We start from the raw sequence: 17,323 nt of genomic DNA, 5'->3' as shown, positions 1-17,323 counted from the left end.
ATAATCGATGCAGGCAGTTTCAGGTCACACCCTTGTGCGTGAACTCAAAAAAGAGATTTCCAACCACCCCACGAAGGAATCCCCGCCCCCAGGGAACAAATAAAGAACACTCCCGTGGAAGGATTTTCCGTGTCATGAGGCAGACGCTGGCAGGAATTCGACTCCCTTCCGCGCAGGCCTCAGATGCACGTGTTCAGCTCTCGGAATGCTTTGGAAAGTCCTGATGGAAGTCCGTCGATTCGACGCATAGTCACTCTATAATCGAGTTTCACACTTCTCATCATTGGCAGCAAACGGCCGCTGACAATCCCCGTTTTGCCGCATCTTTGAACGAAACACCAAATCCCATGCCGAATCGCCCCGAACTTCTCGCGCCAGCCGGTGACTGGGACTGCGTTCGTGCGGCTGTCGAAAACGGGGCCGATGCCATTTATCTTGGACTGGACGATGGGTTCAACGCCCGTGCGCGCGCTGTCAATTTCGTGCTGGAACAAATCCCGGACCTGATGGAGTACCTGCATCGCCGAGGTGTCAGGGGCTATGTCACACTGAACACACTGGCCTTTTCAGACGAACTGGTCACGGTGGAACGAATTGCGAGGCAACTTGCTCTGTCATCTGTGGATGCAGTGCTCGTTCAGGATCTAGGTGTTGCGCGACTCATCAAATCTGCTTGTCCCGATTTATCTCTCCACGCGTCCACCCAGATGACACTCACCAGCGCGGAATGTATTGAAGTCGCTGAAGAGCTTGGTATCGAACGAGTGGTTCTTCCGCGAGAAACCTCCATCGATGAAATTCGTGTAATTCGCAGAACCACGTCGATGCCACTGGAAGTTTTTATTCACGGCGCACTTTGTGTCGCGTACTCCGGCCAGTGCCTGACCAGCGAATCGCTGGGAGGCCGCAGTGCAAATCGCGGTCAGTGTGCTCAGGCGTGTCGATTGCCCTACGAACTGGTCTGTGACGGTGAGCTGATGGATTTGGGCGATCAGAAATATCTGCTGAGTCCTCAGGATCTGGCGGCCTGGGAACTCACCAGCGATCTGATCGACGCCGGCATCTGCAGTTTCAAAATCGAAGGACGTTTGAAGACACCGGAGTACGTTGCGAATATCACTCGCAGCTATCGTCAGGCAATTGACGTTGCATTAGAAAACAAGGCTGTCGAATTCAGTCGGCGCCAGGTTCAGGAAATGGAGCAATCGTTCTCGCGAGGATTTAGTCCCGGGTGGCTGAAGGGTTGTGATCACAAGATGCTGGTGCCTGCGACCAGCAGCAGTAAACGTGGCGTTCTGCTGGGGACAGTCCTGCAGGTCGACGGCGATCGAGTCCGGGTTCGGCTTCAGTATTCCATTGCGGCAGGTGATGGAGTTGTCTTTGAAGGGGATCGCGCAGCGGGCACTGAGCAGGGGGGGCGGGTTTATCAGGTTTTTCAGCATGGAATCCCTCAAGCGGGCTCCATCGAAAATGGCATTGTTGATCTGGCATTCGATCGAAAGGCAATTGACACACGCAAACTACGTCCGGGCCTGACGATCTGGAAAACAGATGATCCCAGACTCAACCAGCAGTTGCGAAAAACGTTTGAATCCGCGGACCCCCAACGCCGCGTGCCGCTGAATGTCCAGGTGATTGCTGAAGTCGGAAAGCGGCTGCGGATCGTTGGCGAAACAAGAACCGGGTGTCATTGCGATGTTTCATCTGACCAGGTGCTCGAAGCCGCTCGCAAACACGCCCTGACGGCCGAGGTGCTCAGAGAACAGCTCGGCAGGCTCGGCGGAACGATCTACCAGTTAGTTGGTCTGGATGCCCGTATTTCCGGCCAGCCCATGGTCCCGCACAGTGTACTGGGGCAAATGCGGCGATTGATGATTGAGCAACTGGATGCCAGTCTTCCCCATAGCAATCAGCGCCTCATGCCGGAGAATCAGCTGGAGCAACTGAGAAGGACATTCCCTGCCCGCACCGTGGAATCTGAACAACTGAATCTCAGCATTCTTGTGCGAACGATATCTCAGCTGCAATCGTTGATTCAGGTTCTGGCCCAATCGGAAGACTGACGGCGGCATGCCGAAATCCGACATGAGGTATTTGCAGACTTCGCTGATCTGAGAGAATACGGCCATGCCATACAGCTTGCGAAGGCTGCTGAGTTGCCGATTTTTACCGCGACGCCGCGCATTCAGAAGCCTGGCGAGATGGGCATCTTCCGGCTGATGCATAAGCAACAACCTGATGGTGTGCTGGTTCGTAACCTGAGCGGAATGAAGTTCTTTGGCGACAACGGCGTCCCAATGGTTGGTGACTTCTCACTGAATGTTACCAACGAACTCTCTGCACAATGGCTGATGTCAAAACAACTTCGTCGCGTGACCGCCAGTTATGACATGAATCGCGATCAGCTCCTTGCGCTGGTTGATGTGATTCCGCCGCAATGGCTTGAAGTTGTCATTCATCAGCATATGCCCATGTTTCACATGGAACACTGTGTCTTTTGTTCCGTTCTGTCTCCGGGGACGAACAAGACAAACTGCGGTCGCCCCTGCGATGTTCATCAGGTGGAACTGCGTGATCGACTTGGCATCGACCATCCGTTGGCCGCCGACGTCGGCTGCCGGAACACGCTTTTTAATGCGGTGCCGCAGAGTTCCGCCGAGATCACTCAGCAACTGGTCAATCGGGGAGTACGCAGTTTTCGAGTTGAAGTTCTCCGCGAAGATAACGATGACCTGGCCAGTGTCCTGAACCTGTATCGCGATCTGCTGATGGATCGCATCTCCGGCCGTGAAGTCTGGCAATCCTTGAACGCAACGAATCAGGTTGGGATCACGCGTGGAACGCTCGAGCCTCGTCGAAATCCACTGGCATTACTGTAACCAGGCAAAGCCTTTGTCAGAAAACGACGCTTTCGTACGCTTCTGCAACACCGGACAGTCGCTTGAGCCGATCAATTATCATTGACGAACAAAGTGAATCTCTCGCCGACGCTGTTGTAATCGGATAGCCCGGAGCAGGCGTTGAGAGAAGCTTGCCTGGTGTCTCAGGTTCTTTCACAGTCTTGAGCTTTCTTCCTAACGGATGAAGCCTCTGGTTTTCTGTGGCTTTCAGGTCGTCGCGTCGCCGACGGAGCCAGTTTAACGGGCTTAGCAGGACGGTGCACCCGTCCAGTGCGGAAAGCAGTTGGCGTTCAGGTTTGTCGAGTGGCCGGATTGAGCTGAATACCTCGACCCAATTCTGAATTCTGCCGATGTTTGATCCAAACCACGAACGCTGAAGACGCGACAAGTCACAGCAAATGCTGTCGGTGTCACTGGCGTCCAGGTCAATGATGCCGGTGACGTCCGATCCAGTAAAAAGAACATGGGCGGACCAGACATCTTTCAGCACAGGCTGCAGGCGGAACTCACGGGCAGCCAATTCACAACACTGTTCGTAGAGTCGCCTGATGTGCCGAGACAGGGCGGCGCAAATGGTTCGGGCGAGGTGGCGGAATGTCGTGTCCGGATCCGCTTCCATCGTCTTCAGCAACTCTTCAAGTTCTCCGTTCAGTAAAGAACGAAGGATCTCAATTCGTGTTTTCAGGGCGTTTGAGCGATTGAACTCAATCCGGTAACGCTCATTGCCTCCGGTTCTGAGCACTGTGTCAGAGAATGCCGTGTAGATCTCGTTCAGAGCATGCGAAGCGTTGGTCAGATGCCGATCGCTGATTGCTGAAGCATCAGCCGGATACCCCGGCAGCCACGGTTCGGCTGTCCAGAGCGTGCTGCTGAGGGAATCAAAAGCAAGATGTGAAGAATGCAGCCGAATGTCCCCGGTCGCCGCGGATAGCGGTTGAGGCAAAGGGACTGATCTCAGCATTACAGCACTATTAATCAGTTCGTGCTGCCATCGGAGTCTCTGCAGAGACCGGGGACTTGGGTCCTGGACCTGCTTCAGAGCGTATCGCTGGTTATCTGCGGTTTGCACGCAGTAGACGGCGGCGCCACTGAATCCTCCGGAGGCGGCGACGACAGACTCCGCCGTCACACCAAACAGGCATGCAACGCGAGCGACGACGGCCGTTTCACCATCTTCTGCTGAAGGCGGTATTACGAACGAGTCGTTCACATTCGTGTGCCTTGTTCCGGCTTATGCCGCTTTGCGCAACTGCCCAACAATGCGTTCGAAATCGTCGTTGCCACCGAAGTGGATCACGATTTGTCCTGCATCATTCTTCTTCAGTTTGATGTCAATTCTGGCACCCAACTGTTCACGAAGATGGTCCTGCAGAGACAAGACGTGATTCGACGGTTGAGGCTTTTCGGCAGGCGGGGCTGCATTCTGATCTGAGGGAAGTGCGGCGGCACCCGACTTCAGAATCTCGCGAACAATCTCTTCGGTCCTGCGAACCGAGAGTTGCTCCTGTTCAATCTGCCGTGCAAGTTCGATCTGCTGTTGCTCTGATAACGGAAGCAGCGCTTTTGCGTGCCCGCCGGTAAGCTTGTCTTCGCGAAGCATGATCTGAACAGTGTCCGGCAATTCCAGCAAACGCATCATGTTGCTGACCGTTGCTCGATTCATGCTGAGCTGTCGGCCAAGGTCTTCGATCGTTCCACCAAAGCGGTCCAGGTAAGCTTTGAAAGCCTGCGCTTTCTCAAGAACATTCAGGTCCTGACGCTTGAGATTCTCTTCAAGTGCAGCTTCAGAAACCTGCTGGTCCTGAAAGTCGAGGACACGGCATGGAACTGTGTCCAGACCAACCTGCTGAGCTGCCCGCCAGCGACGCTCGCCGGCGACAATCTGATAACCGGCTTCGCCGCTCGGCTTGGGGCGAACAAGCAGCGGCTGAAGAACACCGTGCCTTCGCAGACTGTCGGCGAGTTCATCAATGGATGCCTGATCGAAATCGCGGCGCGGCTGAAATGGATTGCGTTCAATCAGTTCGACGGCAATTTCGTCCGAAGCAATCGTGTGATTACCCGGGGTTGGCAGATGGGCAGTGTCTGACTGACCGCCATCCATTTCGCCGCCGCTGCCAAGAAGTGCGTTCAGGCCGCGCCCGAGGCGCCGCTTAAGATTTGTTTGAGGGCTGTTTTCGTCGTGAGGCTGATTGTCCATCGCACCAATCCGTTGCCTGAATTTCGAGTCGCGTTTTTTCGATCGAGGCTGGCAGCCTGCGACCTCACCGGCCGTTAGGATGGCAGACAGTCCAACAACGACTGCCCGCACTTCATCCAACGGTGTTTGGCTATCACACCTCTCATCGGCATAACCGGTCCAATCGGTACAGTCCGACCGCTGGAAATTCAAATCCGGTAAGTGGTCGTCTACCCTTGATGACCAGCGTGCGGAGGTTTTTCGCTGGCAGAAGATTCTGCCCCCAACAGCCTGTTGAAAAACGGGACTGGCTCGAACAGGAGACCTGCGAACACGACGGTTGACAGCCGGCCAGCGTGCCTGTCCCGATTTTTCAATGGACAACTAACAGCCACCTGTTCAGAACCAGCGTTCAAAACTGGCATCCGGTGCCAGGAGGCGGGCACAGCGTCGAACACCGTCAGCAACTGCCGTTCGGCAGAAACGGCCGATCGATCGCGACTAATTGACTTGTGGTTTATTCCACAGAACCAGTTTCACTTCCTTCACCTGCTTAAGCGGTGTGCCTGGACCGGGGACCATCGATTCGACTTTGTAGACGTCATCGGCACGCCTTGCGACGGGTCCTGGTTGAAGCAGGACCTGCTTGGGTTTGTCGTTCTGGTCATAGTTCAGGCCCAGTTTCTGGAGCTCGGCAACTGCTTCCTTGTAAGAACGATTGGTCAGGTCAGGCAGAACAACCTCCACCGGCTGGGGAACTGGGTCTGCTCCGACCAGAATTACATTCCAGTCTCGCAAATCGGGAGTGAACAGCTTTTCTGCCGATGCATTAATCCACGACAAATTGAACCAATTGCGTTCATTTATCTTCATGTTGGTGAAGCTGTAGGTCGCGATTTCTTCACGTGTCTTCTGAATTCGAACGGCTGTCGGAAGGAATGACTTCAAGTCCAGTTTGATGTCAGCACGCTCCCAGTTGCGGGCGTCTTCCTGCTTACGTGGCAGGGCTGTAATCATTGCAAAGCCGCTCGAGGGATCGAAAGTGCCGGTGAAGCTCAGCCGAAATCGTTCCCTGGCTTTTTCAGGAGGCATCCCAAAAAGGAAGGGCAGTGGACTGTTCATGATATTGGTCCCCTGCATTTGCGGCGGGAGTTGAGCGATGTGAGCCTGCTTCTCCGGGACGTTCATTTCATAAACGCGAACGCCATCGCAAATCCACTTTTCCGGTTTGTCTGCTTCGAGTTTGAACATCTCCCCTTTTTCGTTCTTCGGGGCGGCAATCTGACCGGCATTGCGAGCGCGATGGAGGTCGGCCATGAGCTTGTCGTCGGCTGGGGAGATGTCAATTCGTCCCTTGTCCGGCGATTCATAAAAGAATTTGCCAACAGAGATTTTCTCGACCTGAAAAGTATAGTCATACACTCGCCGCGTATGCTCACCTTCCAGACGCTGGATGCGACTGCTCGCGTCAGCCCACATTCGCAGGACCTTTTCGAGATCCGGAGGGAGCGGTTCTTCATCATTGATTCTGGCGCGTCCGGAAGGGGCCTCCTGAGCAAGACACGCCGGAGAACCAGGGCCAGTAAACGCTGCGAACGAAACGAAAAGAACTGAAGTTGCAAAAATGAATCGCAACATCGGACTCCCTTCCGATGATTTGGGTATTCGAACTACCTGGCCAGCATTGATGGTCAGGTATCTCACAAATGTCGCAGGGGCTCGGGAACTCCTGAGATCCTGCAGCGAGTCTCCCTTCGCATCCCAGCAAACAGGAGACCTGGTCTCTGCCACAAACCGGCTACACCGCGCGCAGGGGCGCTTCGCAGCAGAGGAGAGGCTTATAGTTGTTTTGAAAAACTGATGCCAGACCTGTTTCAGTTCGGGTGATCGATCATCCGCGGGGCGCGCAATTGCACGGTCATTCACGCACAGTCCTGAAATTGGCAGGGCGAAGGAAGGTGCAATGAAAAGGGGAGAATCGCCTGACGTCAGGCAGTCCTCCCCCGATCGAATCCCCGTGTCCGGCCTCCGGTGGTTAGCTTAGCAGCCTACTGAAAAACGGGACTGGCTCGAGCAGGAGACCTGAAAACACGATGGTTGCCAGTCCTCCTGCGTGCCGCCCGGATTTTTCAAAGGACAGTTAGACCCGGTGATTGGTTTTCGCCTTTGCATCCAATCACAACATTGGGAAAACCCGCCTTACGCAGACACCCCATTTAACCCGGCCAAAGATTACTCGTCGAGTTCCACGTTCCAGTAGGCTTCGCTGACGAATTTCGACCAGCTTTGGATTCTCGCACCATGCGGAGCGTAAAGGGGATTCCAGAGCGGACGGGTTGGAGTTTTCCTCAATGGCATATTTGCCTGTTCTGGTGTGCGATTTCCCTTCCGGGAATTGCACTCGATACAGGCGAGTACGCAGTTGGTCCATGACGATATACCGCCCCGGGATCGAGGGATCACGTGGTCAATGGTTAGTTCTTCGCTACCTGGGCGGCAGCCACAGTACTGGCACGTGAACCCGTCCCGCTTGAACACATTCCTGCGACTGAAGGCCACAATCTTGACAGGAAGGCGGTCATAGCGTGTCAGGGTAATCACCTCCGGTACCTTTAGCTGAAGCCACTGAGTCTGAATGACATCGTCACCATCTTCTGGTTTCAATCGAGACCAGTCTTCCCAGTCGTACTGCTGGTAGTCGGCTGGGTCGACGATCCGTGCCGACTCGTTCCAGACCTTCACCAGGGCTCGGGCAACGGTTGATACGGCAACCGGCTGCCAGCTTCGATTGAGCACCAAAGTGGGTCTCTGCAGAACACTGCTGGACATCAACACTCTCCTGATGTGCCGGAAAGAAATCGCACACGGATCGGTCTCTGGATTACGCGCGAGAAGTCTTCCCCGCCAGTCTCAAACACTTGCGTGACTGCTCAGCATACGTTGTCAGGCAAGTTGATTACTAACGAGTTACTGGTTGAGTAAACAGTTTTTTCACACCAATGGCTTCAGCAAGCCTGTCCTCGGACATACAAAAAGTCGCCGACGCCAGCCTGAAATCAACGGCTGTCCGGCCAGCAAACCTTCGCTGAAACGAAGTTGGGTACCGTCGTCGTCGACATGAAAATCCACAAAGTCGCTGGCAAAAATTCGGATCTGTGCTTCGGACAGTTGGTGTTGAGCGAAACGAAGTCGCAGTTCTCTTGCCACGCGCTGCCATGGTTTGCCTGTCCGCTCATTCAGAAAATGAAAAAGCGGACCGAAAAGCCCGTATTCGCCGACTGTCTGGCAGCCGCCGTGGGCGGTATTCGTCAGAGCGTCCTGCAGTGCAGCCGGATTTCGACCGTTCCGGTAATGAATGTGCGTGTTGGCTGCTGCTGCGCCGAAAAACGCCGGCTTGTTCCGGTGGCTTCGAGAGGCGGATGTCCTGAGAAATTGCCGCTTCGCCGATTGCTGCTTCATCGTGGATGTCGTCATGGTCACGTGTCCTGTATTCGTGTTCGCCTGCAAAATGGATTGAGTGCAGCGACCCTTGAGTTAATTCAGACACGTCGTATTCACCTTTGGTTACGCTCCGGGGGGTGAAAGTCCACGGTTTCGGTACGGGTCAGTGCGAGCGTCGCTTGCCAAAGACCCGGGAATGCCGCCATCATTCGGGGAACGCAGCGACCTGGAGAACACCAACCGAACAAGAGCAATCATGTCGGAAAACATCGTCGAATTCAGAAACGTCACGAAGACATACAATGTAGGACAACCGGATGCCTTTACGGCGATTCGGGATATCACGTTTCAGATTGAAGATCTGCACGGACACGGCGAATTCATTTCTGTGCTGGGGCCCAGTGGATCCGGGAAAAGTACGATCCTGCGGTTGCTGGCAGGTCTGGAGCCACAGCATCCAGCAACTTCCGGCAAGGTTCTGGTCGCCGGCAAGCCTGTTATGGGGCCTGGGGCCGATCGCGGAATGGTGTTCCAGGATTACACCAGTTTTGACAACCGGACCGTTCTGGATAACGTAGCATTCGGTCTGGAATGCCGTGGCGTTTCCAGGTCGGAGAGGCATGCGAAAGCCCGAGACTGGATCGCTCGTGTCGGCCTGAACGTGGACACAGATGCCGGGAAATATCCACATGAACTTTCCGGCGGCATGCGACAACGCGTGGCGATTGCCCGCACGTTGATTCTGCACCCGAGGATCATCCTGATGGATGAACCGTTTGGTGCGCTTGATCCTCACAATCGGTACCAAATGCAGGATCTTCTGGTCACATTATGGCGGGAAGTGGAAGCCACTGTCTTTTTTGTGACCCATTCCATTGAAGAGGCCGTTTACCTGGGTGACCGTGTCTTCATTCTAAGCCGTTCTCCCGGTACGCTTCTGCATCAAATCGCTGTTCCCGCGCCAGATCGACCGGCGGCAGTGATGCAGCGCGAACCTGAATTTCAGGAGAAGGTTTTCCAAATCCGTGACATCCTGGAAGAACTCGAATCTCCGCGTGACAAGTCCGTCGCATCATCATCGTGAAGCAATTGGATCGTGAAACTTTTTCGCTACATTAAAAAAGCATTTGCCAACCACTGGAATCTGCTGGGACTGTTTGGGGGTATTGGCTTCGCCGTCCTTTCCGGGCAGCCCGAAGTGGGACTCCCGCTTGTCGCGGCAGCAGAAGTTGCCTGGCTTGGCTTTGTAGGGACGCACCCGAAGTTTCAACGCTTCGTCGATATGCAGGACCATTCCCTGGCGATGGCCCGCGATGCCGAGGCATCCGAAATTCGAATGAGACGAATGCTGGCGACCCTGCCACGCGGCGCACAAATGCGGTTTCAGGAATTAATGTCGCAGTGCATGGAACTTGGCCAGATTACTCGCCAGTTTCAGTCAGCTCAGGGCAGTAATAACGGACTGAGCCTCGGAAATGTCCAGCTCGATCAACTTGATAAACTGATGTGGCTGTTTCTGAAACTTCTTTACACCGAACATTCACTGAATCGATTCTTCGAAACAACAACGATTGAGCAAATCAAGCGTGACTTAAAGGATGTGAGCAGTCGGCTGGATCGTGAACGTGAACGTCCACAAGATGAACAACGGAATCGAATCATTGCAACCCTGGAAGACAGCCTCGCGACATGTCATCAGCGACTGAAGAATTTTGAACAGGCCCGCGACAGCTTCGAACTTGTGAAGGCCGAGCAACAGCGGCTGGAAAGTCGCATTCGATCGCTGGCAGAAATGGGGATTAGTCGGACGGACCCGGCGACATTTTCAACGCAGGTCGACAACGTCGCTGGAAGCATCGTACAGACCGAACAAACGCTGCAGGACCTGGAATTCATTACCGGCTTCTCTGAAACCGATGAATCCGTTCCGGAGATTCTTTCACGCAGGACGATCACGAACTGATTCACCGTCACGAAACGATCAGGCGTCTGCAATTGATCCACCGTCGCCAGCTGTCACACAGTTGACGCTCTGAAAGCCCACTTCCCAAGTCATTATGATCAGTGAAGGTCTGTATCATGCTGGACAGAGTCCCTTCGGAACCAGAAGACGATTCGCCCCTGAAACGTTTTATGACGGCTGATGAATTTGCCGCCCGCAGAATGGATTTTCCGGAAGGTGGTCGATGGGTTGAATTGCACGAGGGCTTTCCGGTACTTCTGCAGGCCCCGGACGATGCGCATGGGAATGTCGTTTTGAATATCTCCCGCGAATTCGCAGTCTGGTTTCAGGCTCAGGGGGCCGCTTCGCCCGACTACGCTGGGTACGATCTTGGGTTGCACGTTTCGACAGACCCCGACACGATCTATTTCCCTGCCATCAGTTGTTTCAACAAGGGCCCACGTTTCGAACAGAACGATTTGCTGATTGCCTCGCAAAGGCCGCATCTGGTGGTTGATATCGCGTCGTCAAATGACCGGCGTCGCGACATGCGATTGCGAACCCTGGCCTATCTGAAAATGGGAGTCGAAACTATCTGGATACCAGATCCGTTCAAACGTGAGGTTCAGGTTGTCAGAAAGAACCAGACCACGGTTTCACTTGGTGACTGGCAGATTCTGGAGGGAGGTCAGGCGCTTCCAGGTTTCAGTCTTGCGGTCAAAACCATCTTTGCCCAGCCATCCTGGTGGACGGGAACAAAACGATAGCGAGTCGCAAATGATCCGTCGTCGACTACTTCCCGCGCTTCTTTTTCCGGCGTGAATCGTCCTTATTGGTTTTTTCTGCCTGTTCGCGTGCTTCCTGTGCCATGTCGATGAATTTCTGCATGAAACCCGGCACGCGATTCTTATCCGCCGAATCCTTATCCGGTTTCGCAACACGCACTGACGGTTTTTGACCGTCGGTCTCTTCTTCTTCGCTGTTTGATGTCTCGTCATTCAGGCTCGTTGCTGCAGTTCCCAGCATTTTGCGTTCGGCAATCCCCCACAGACTCGAAGCAATAAAGTAAAGACAAAGTCCAGCGGGCTGATGCCAGAACATGGCTCCCATCATGATAGTGAAGAAATTCATCATCTTCTGCTGAGCTTCGGCCTGTTCATCGACCGCAGGCGGCATGAACAGTTTTTGCTGCACAAGGAACAGAACGACGGTCACACACGGCAACAGGTTGAAGTCGTTGCCAAGAAACGGCAGCGCGAAAGGAAGCTTCGCCAGTGAATCCGGAGCGGCCAGATTGTCGATCCAGAGGAACTTCGCCAACCGCAAATCGATGGCCGTATTCAGCGCGGTGTACAGTCCAACGAAGACCGGCAACTGAAAGAAAAGCGGAAGGCATCCACCGGCCGGATTGATTTTGTGTTTTCGCCAGAGCTCAAATTGTGCGCGTGCCAGCTTTTCACGGTCTTCGCCAAACTTCTCTTTTAGCTCGTTGAGTTTAGGCTGAAGAGCCTTCATCTTGGCTGCGCTGATGGCCTGCTTGCGAGAAATCGGAAACATGCAGCCGCGGACCAGAATTGTCAGGGTGATAATGGCGAGGAAATATGGCAGTCCAAGACCATACAGGGTGTCGAGAACGCCGTGCATAAACCGGGCGACAAAGCCGAAATAGGTCCCGTAATCCAGCACTCGGGATGCAGCCATTGGCAGGGGATCCAGAAGTTCTCGACGCTTGGGCCCCGCAAAGAATGCATACTTGTGAACGACTGTCGCTGCCTCTCCCTCGGCCGCAAGATTGATATCTGTGGAAGCCATTCGGAAGCTGATGTCGCTCTTCTGAGGGCTCACGGTATCGCGTTGCACAAGCATCGGGAACGTGCGATCGAGACGCTTATTTGCCGTCTGTTCTTCTTCCGAACGTTCATCCAGTGGTGCGATCAGCGCGGCAAAGAACTGAACATCGACGCCTGCATATCGAAACGGTGTGGTCCACTTATCTTTTTCGCGATGTTCTGCGAGCAGTTCATCACTGGACATCACGCGCCCCGCTTGTGTCTCGTGGGCCTCGACATCGCTTACTGTTTCTTTTGCCGATTTAACGACGGGCTTGCTGCCCGCAAGAAATTCGATCTTGATATCGCGGAACTTGCTCGTATGGGCTTCGTTTTCCAGTAGCACTCCGACGGGGCCCTGCATTTCGTACGCAAGCGTCTGAGCTTTGCCAGAGAGATTGATGAGTTCGATTGCAACTTCCAGAATGTGCCCTGTCGGATCCCTCCGGAATGCCTCTCTGAGTGGCTGTCCGTCAAGAAACATCCTTAGCTTCGGGAGACGGAATGACTTCCGAATCCGAATGGATCCATCCGGTGCGTCGTAGGAAAAAACCGCCTTTGCGCCGGTTTTATCTTCTGACTTTTCCTCCAGCTTCCAGTGGATTCTTTCCAGCGATGGCTGACGAAGCTTCTTCAGCTGGGCGTCAACAATGTTCACTCCGGTCGTCAGAGTCTTGTCGCTGGTCAGGTTGTTTCCAAGGATCGTCGCCTGTTTGGTTTCGTCCTGCAGACTCCCAAACTGAGGCGATGTGAGTTGAATGGTTTCAATCGCCGCTCCTGCAGACGTCAGCTTTACCTGAAGGGCATATCCACTTTCGGCATCCAGTGACCCCAGAAGGACTTCTGTTTCCGGATGCTCAACCAGAGCTACATCCCCCGCAGCGTCGGAGGTTTCGGTCTCGACGTCCGGACCGGCTTCCGGCTCTCCCGTGATCCCCGGTTGACTTCCTGCATCAGATACAGGGTCGTCCTTATCTCCTTTCGGAGCGTCAAGTGCTGCCAAACCGTCCTCGCCGGCCGCATCAGCGGCTTTTTGAGGTGGTGGAGCTAGTTTGGGAGCTACAAAGGTTCCCCAAAGTACCAGCGTCATCGAAGAGAGGAGCAGGAAGGTGAAGAGTCTTCGGTTTTCCATGAGAGAACGAATTCCGTTCAGTAATATTTGCGCTGGAGGACTATCGGGTTTGCACTCTGGCAGGAGGGCTCGCGCGAGACTCACACTCGCGGCAGCAGCCTCAGTTTTGACCAGCGCAACGTCAATGCTGAGCAGCCGGCTCAAAGGAAAGTGAGCCATTCAGCGACGGTCAGGATACCGGAACGAAACAGCGGGGAAAAATGTCCCTGTCCTGGTTCTCGTTTTTCCTGAAGATTCACCGACCTTCGCGAAGACGGTCACCCAGGAAATTGTCCAGATCGGGGATGTCGTAGATTTTGGCAATTGTGGTCTCAAAATCGTACGACACACGATGGAATTGAACGACGCCGTCATCGATGGTCACATAAGACGAACGCGGATCGTTATTTCGGGGCTGTCCGACCGAACCGACGTTGATCATGACCTTCTGACTTCCCAGCTTGTACTGAAAGTCAATCTCCTCCGGGGCGAAAAACTCAAGACTGTCTGTGAAGACACCCGGGATATGGGTGTGCCCCTGAAAGCAGTACTGGTCGATCAACGCGAAAATCTTCTCCATTTTCACCTGATTGTAGACATCGTCCGGAAAAACGTACTCGTTCAGCGGATTGCGGGCTGAACCGTGCACGAACATCATCCCGGCTGCTTCGTCTTTGTAGCGACGAGAGAGTTCCCCCAGGAAATCCCAGCGGCGCTCGGCATTTGAGCTGGTATCTCGCTCGAGAACGGATCGCGTCCAGAAAATGGCTCGCTCTGCTCCGGCGTTAAACCCATCCGGGTCAAACAGCGCCGCCTGGTCGTGGTTCCCCAGAAGGCACATATCCAGGTCCATGACGTGATCGATGCATTCGGCTGGGTTGGGTCCGTAGCCGACGACATCGCCAAGACAGAAAATTTCAGTCACACCCTTTGCTCTTATGTCCGCCAGGACCGCCTGCAGGGCCTCCAGATTTCCGTGAATATCGCTAATCAGGGCTCTCAATGTGAATCCTCGGTCACAAGGGTGGGTTTGATTGACCGGTAAAATTGCCAATAAACACGTGAAAAGGATGGCCCAAACTGCATGAGCTTTGCCATTCCATTGAAAATCGACTTAAAACTCGGCCAACGTGATGGATGTTGTTCAGCCCGGAAACGATTCGGTACAGGGAAACTCACCTGCTTACTCTTCAATTTGCTAACATACCGAATCGGAAGAGTCTATTTTTACTGCATAAGCGCCACAAGAGACGGATGTCGGCGAAATTTCCCCTAATCATTCTCAGATAAGAATTTTGTCGACAATTCTGGAACGTCAACACTTGAATGCTTCGAACACCAATCTGCCGGATTCGAATGCAAATGCTGCCATTTGTCCCCAATTGAATGAACTTTCCCCATCCAGTGCTGATTCTCTGTCAGGAACCGGGAGACATCCGTTGCAAAACGACGTCAATTCAAATCGGTTGACGGGAATTCGCAGGTATCTGGCGATTGCCGGAGCCTTCCTTTGTCTGACATTGGCACTTTTGGGCGTTGTCATTCCCGGGCTTCCAACGACGCCCTTCGTGCTGCTCGCCAGCGGCCTTTTCCTGCGAAGTTCTCCGGGCCTTCATCGAATGCTGCGCCGTAATCGGATCTTCGGCCGGGTGATTGATGACTGGGAATGTCGCCGAGCTGTCAGGATGCATGTCAAAGTCCTTGCGCTCGCGATCGTGGTGGTGTGTCTGGGATGCACCCTGACCATGGCTCCGGTGACCACGGGTGTCCGAACGGCGGTAGCTGCGATGGGCTGTGTCGGAATCATCGTCATTGGCCGTATCCCACAGTACTGATTCTGATGCTCCGTGAGATAACCGTGTGGCATCAGGTGGCCCCAAGGCGTGACGCCACAAACTCATCAGAGAGTCTATAGTCCCCGAGAATTGATCGGTGAACCCTGGCTTTGCGAAAGACTAGGGGGGCTTGATGCAGGCGGAGGAAGCCAGGAGTTCGCCTGATCTCAAAGCCATTATTCAGGGACGTGAGTGAATGTCGCATCTCGCCAGCTCCTCTCTGGAGGCCGAATCTTGACATGCATTCATCACCAATTACCCATCACCCGACGTCAGTAACTACGGGGGGTTGGCCTGGCCTGGCAGCCTGCTGAAAAACGGGACTGGCTCGTGCAGGAGACCTTAAAACACGACGGTTTCCGGTCGTCATGCGTGCCTGTCCGGGTTTTTCAACGGACAGCCTGCCTTCGGTGAAACACGATTCAGCCGGGAATCTACTGTCACTTTGCTCGGCGGATCCGCGTGATCATTACACCGCCGGCCATGATCAGTCCCGCGCCAAGATAATACGGAAGCGAAGTCGATACGCCGAGCAATTGAATGCCCGTGTATGGACCCAGAATTCGCGCGAGTGCAGAGAGGCTCTGGCTGGTACCAAGAACGGATCCCTGCTGGTCGCTCGGTGCTGCCTGGGACAGCAGCGACTGAAGGGACGGTGTGACGGCAGAGAAGCCGATGACCACCACAGGTAAGATGTACCAGAGTGATACGGCCGGCAGCACTTTGTCTCCCGTCAAGCCGATCAGCAGAAATCCCGTAGTCATCAGCGTGACGCCAATCAGGGCCATTCGATACTCACCGATACGCGGCAGAAAGCGACGCACAAGCAGGCCCTGCCCCAGAGAAAGAATGACTCCCACATAAGCATATAACAGGAAGTTGCTCTGCTGCCCAAATGCGAACTCACGCGTCAGAAGTGACAACGTGCTTTCGAACTGTGCAAAACCAAAGGTCGTGATGAACACGGAAAGCAGGATGGCCGACAGGCTTGCCTGCGCGAGATAGGTGCTCAGGAGACGCAAGTTAAGCCACGACCTCCGTCCATGCGCAGATACTGGTTTTTCAGCATCTGCCTCAGTCAATGTTTCCGGGGGCCTTCTTGTCTCTTTCAGACGCCATGCGGCTATCAGAAGCGCGCACCCGGAAAGAATAGAGGCAACGTATCCAGGCCACGGTGTAGGCGGTTCCAGCAGGTGAAGCTTGACTTCCACTCGGGGCATCGGCGCATTGAGTTGGCGTCGAATGGCCTGTTCATCCGCTGACGGCACTTTCCCGCTTCCGCCAAGCTCTTCCAGCAACTGATCGGCGGTAATCAGATCCGTAACCTCATCCCATTGCTGTACCTGAGCATACTGCTGGTCGTTGAGGGCTACGGTGAGTCGATCTGAGGTACAGGCTGCTCCGATGAGTGGGCCAAATGTGAATCCAAGCCCGAACGCAGCCCCGATCATCGCCATCCCACGGCCACGGTTTTCAACACCCGTGCAATCCGCAATGACAGCCTGTGCTGTGGAGATGGTCGCACCCGCGATTCCTGCTCCAATGCGGGCGGTGAACAGCAGTGCCAGAGCACCGAGTCCAAGAAAATGGCCTTCCCGTCCAAGCGACGATGCATAGCCAAACAGGGCATAGGAGAATGTGGAACCAAGGAGCCCCAGCATCAGAATCGGTCGCCGCCCAACGCGATCCGAAAGGGCTCCCCACATGGGAGCAAACAGAAACTGCATCGCAGAAAAAGATGCCATGAGCAGACCGAGCTGTGCTTTGCTGGCATTAAAGCACGCACCGTAGCGCGGCAACAACGGCATGACGATGCCGAATCCAAGCAGATCGATGAAGACAGTCAGAAAAACGATGAACAGTGTCGACTTGTGGCTGGTCGCAGGGGTGCTCACATTAACCTCGGACAAACAGATGGCAAAGATATGCCAACAGTGGAAGCAGCACGAAAATCAGCAGCAATGCGGTAATGTTCGAACGACTGTTATCGGGCCAGCGCGCCATGCTGGAGACTCATCTGAACAGGAGCTGAGTGAAACAGGAGCTGAGCAGGGACAAACTGAAGCCCGGCAACACAGCGGGCCGG

General features: G+C 54.3%; 14 protein-coding genes. 6 read left to right on the top strand and 8 right to left on the bottom strand.

What is annotated here, in order from left to right:
* Positions 1–347 precede the first annotated feature (347 nt).
* Positions 348–2,063, top strand: coding sequence for a U32 family peptidase (locus R3C20_05110; GenBank protein MEZ6039862.1), 1,716 nt, complete (start codon positions 348–350; stop codon positions 2,061–2,063).
* A 93-nt stretch (positions 2,064–2,156) separates the two neighbouring features.
* A complete protein-coding gene (locus R3C20_05105) occupies positions 2,157–2,879 on the top strand; it encodes a U32 family peptidase (GenBank protein MEZ6039861.1) in 723 nt (240 codons plus the stop codon).
* Between the two features lie 16 nt (positions 2,880–2,895).
* Here the strand turns inward: R3C20_05105 and R3C20_05100 are convergent, their stop codons facing one another.
* From R3C20_05100 to R3C20_05080, 5 genes are all read right to left on the bottom strand, one after another.
* Positions 2,896–4,110, bottom strand: a complete 1,215-nt coding sequence (locus R3C20_05100; protein ID MEZ6039860.1) for a phosphotransferase — start codon at positions 4,108–4,110, stop codon at positions 2,896–2,898.
* 21 nt (positions 4,111–4,131) lie between these two features.
* On the bottom strand, positions 4,132–5,100 hold the full coding sequence (locus R3C20_05095) for a ParB/RepB/Spo0J family partition protein (protein ID MEZ6039859.1): 969 nt from the start codon (positions 5,098–5,100) through the stop codon (positions 4,132–4,134).
* 480 nt (positions 5,101–5,580) lie between these two features.
* Positions 5,581–6,717: a PASTA domain-containing protein gene (locus R3C20_05090; protein ID MEZ6039858.1), complete on the bottom strand. Its 1,137-nt coding sequence runs from the start codon at positions 6,715–6,717 to the stop codon at positions 5,581–5,583.
* A gap of 594 nt (positions 6,718–7,311) precedes the next feature.
* Positions 7,312–7,908 (bottom strand): HNH endonuclease, encoded by a 597-nt coding sequence (locus R3C20_05085; protein ID MEZ6039857.1) that lies wholly within the window; start codon positions 7,906–7,908, stop codon positions 7,312–7,314.
* Positions 7,909–8,070: 162 nt separating this feature from the next.
* A complete protein-coding gene (locus R3C20_05080; GenBank protein MEZ6039856.1) occupies positions 8,071–8,553 on the bottom strand; it encodes a hypothetical protein in 483 nt (160 codons plus the stop codon).
* 163 nt (positions 8,554–8,716) lie between these two features.
* Between R3C20_05080 and R3C20_05075 the strand changes: the two genes are divergently transcribed.
* The 3 genes from R3C20_05075 to R3C20_05065 all read left to right on the top strand — a co-directional run bounded on the left by R3C20_05075 (position 8,717) and on the right by R3C20_05065 (position 11,229).
* Entirely contained in the window at positions 8,717–9,604 is an 888-nt protein-coding gene (locus tag R3C20_05075) for an ABC transporter ATP-binding protein (protein MEZ6039855.1), read from the top strand.
* Between the two features lie 12 nt (positions 9,605–9,616).
* Positions 9,617–10,483 (top strand): hypothetical protein, encoded by an 867-nt coding sequence (locus R3C20_05070; protein MEZ6039854.1) that lies wholly within the window; start codon positions 9,617–9,619, stop codon positions 10,481–10,483.
* A gap of 116 nt (positions 10,484–10,599) precedes the next feature.
* Positions 10,600–11,229 carry a Uma2 family endonuclease gene (locus tag R3C20_05065; GenBank protein MEZ6039853.1) on the top strand — a complete coding sequence of 210 codons (630 nt, stop codon included), beginning with the start codon at positions 10,600–10,602 and terminating at the stop codon, positions 11,227–11,229.
* 25 nt (positions 11,230–11,254) lie between these two features.
* Here R3C20_05065 and yidC read toward each other — a convergent pair whose 3' ends face one another.
* Together yidC and R3C20_05055 are read right to left on the bottom strand one after the other, a co-directional pair.
* Positions 11,255–13,423 (bottom strand): membrane protein insertase YidC, encoded by a 2,169-nt coding sequence (yidC, locus tag R3C20_05060; GenBank protein ID MEZ6039852.1) that lies wholly within the window; start codon positions 13,421–13,423, stop codon positions 11,255–11,257.
* A gap of 235 nt (positions 13,424–13,658) precedes the next feature.
* Positions 13,659–14,405, bottom strand: a complete 747-nt coding sequence (locus R3C20_05055) for a metallophosphoesterase family protein (protein ID MEZ6039851.1) — start codon at positions 14,403–14,405, stop codon at positions 13,659–13,661.
* A gap of 292 nt (positions 14,406–14,697) precedes the next feature.
* Between R3C20_05055 and R3C20_05050 the strand changes: the two genes are divergently transcribed.
* Positions 14,698–15,237 (top strand): YbaN family protein, encoded by a 540-nt coding sequence (locus R3C20_05050; protein MEZ6039850.1) that lies wholly within the window; start codon positions 14,698–14,700, stop codon positions 15,235–15,237.
* A 440-nt stretch (positions 15,238–15,677) separates the two neighbouring features.
* Here the strand turns inward: R3C20_05050 and R3C20_05045 are convergent, their stop codons facing one another.
* Positions 15,678–17,132 (bottom strand): MFS transporter, encoded by a 1,455-nt coding sequence (locus R3C20_05045; GenBank protein MEZ6039849.1) that lies wholly within the window; start codon positions 17,130–17,132, stop codon positions 15,678–15,680.
* Between the last annotated feature and the right edge of the window lie 191 nt (positions 17,133–17,323).

It is taken from the genome of Planctomycetaceae bacterium, from assembly GCA_041398825.1.
Taxonomy (GTDB): Bacteria; Planctomycetota; Planctomycetia; order Planctomycetales; family Planctomycetaceae; genus F1-80-MAGs062.
Note: the sequence above shows the minus strand (reverse complement) of the source record. Positions and strands in the feature narration are given on the sequence as shown.

What these genes read in the sequence shown, in the direction of transcription:
- R3C20_05110 (MEZ6039862.1), top strand. Translation starts at nt 348, where the DNA reads ATGCCGAATCGCCCCGAACTTCTCGCGCCAGCCGGTGACTGGGACTGC.
- R3C20_05095 (MEZ6039859.1), bottom strand. Translation starts at nt 5,100, where the DNA reads ATGGACAATCAGCCTCACGACGAAAACAGCCCTCAAACAAATCTTAAG.
- R3C20_05090 (MEZ6039858.1), bottom strand. Translation starts at nt 6,717, where the DNA reads ATGTTGCGATTCATTTTTGCAACTTCAGTTCTTTTCGTTTCGTTCGCA.
- R3C20_05085 (MEZ6039857.1), bottom strand. Translation starts at nt 7,908, where the DNA reads ATGTCCAGCAGTGTTCTGCAGAGACCCACTTTGGTGCTCAATCGAAGC.
- R3C20_05080 (MEZ6039856.1), bottom strand. Translation starts at nt 8,553, where the DNA reads ATGACGACATCCACGATGAAGCAGCAATCGGCGAAGCGGCAATTTCTC.
- R3C20_05075 (MEZ6039855.1), top strand. Translation starts at nt 8,717, where the DNA reads ATGCCGCCATCATTCGGGGAACGCAGCGACCTGGAGAACACCAACCGA.
- R3C20_05065 (MEZ6039853.1), top strand. Translation starts at nt 10,600, where the DNA reads ATGCTGGACAGAGTCCCTTCGGAACCAGAAGACGATTCGCCCCTGAAA.
- yidC (MEZ6039852.1), bottom strand. Translation starts at nt 13,423, where the DNA reads ATGGAAAACCGAAGACTCTTCACCTTCCTGCTCCTCTCTTCGATGACG.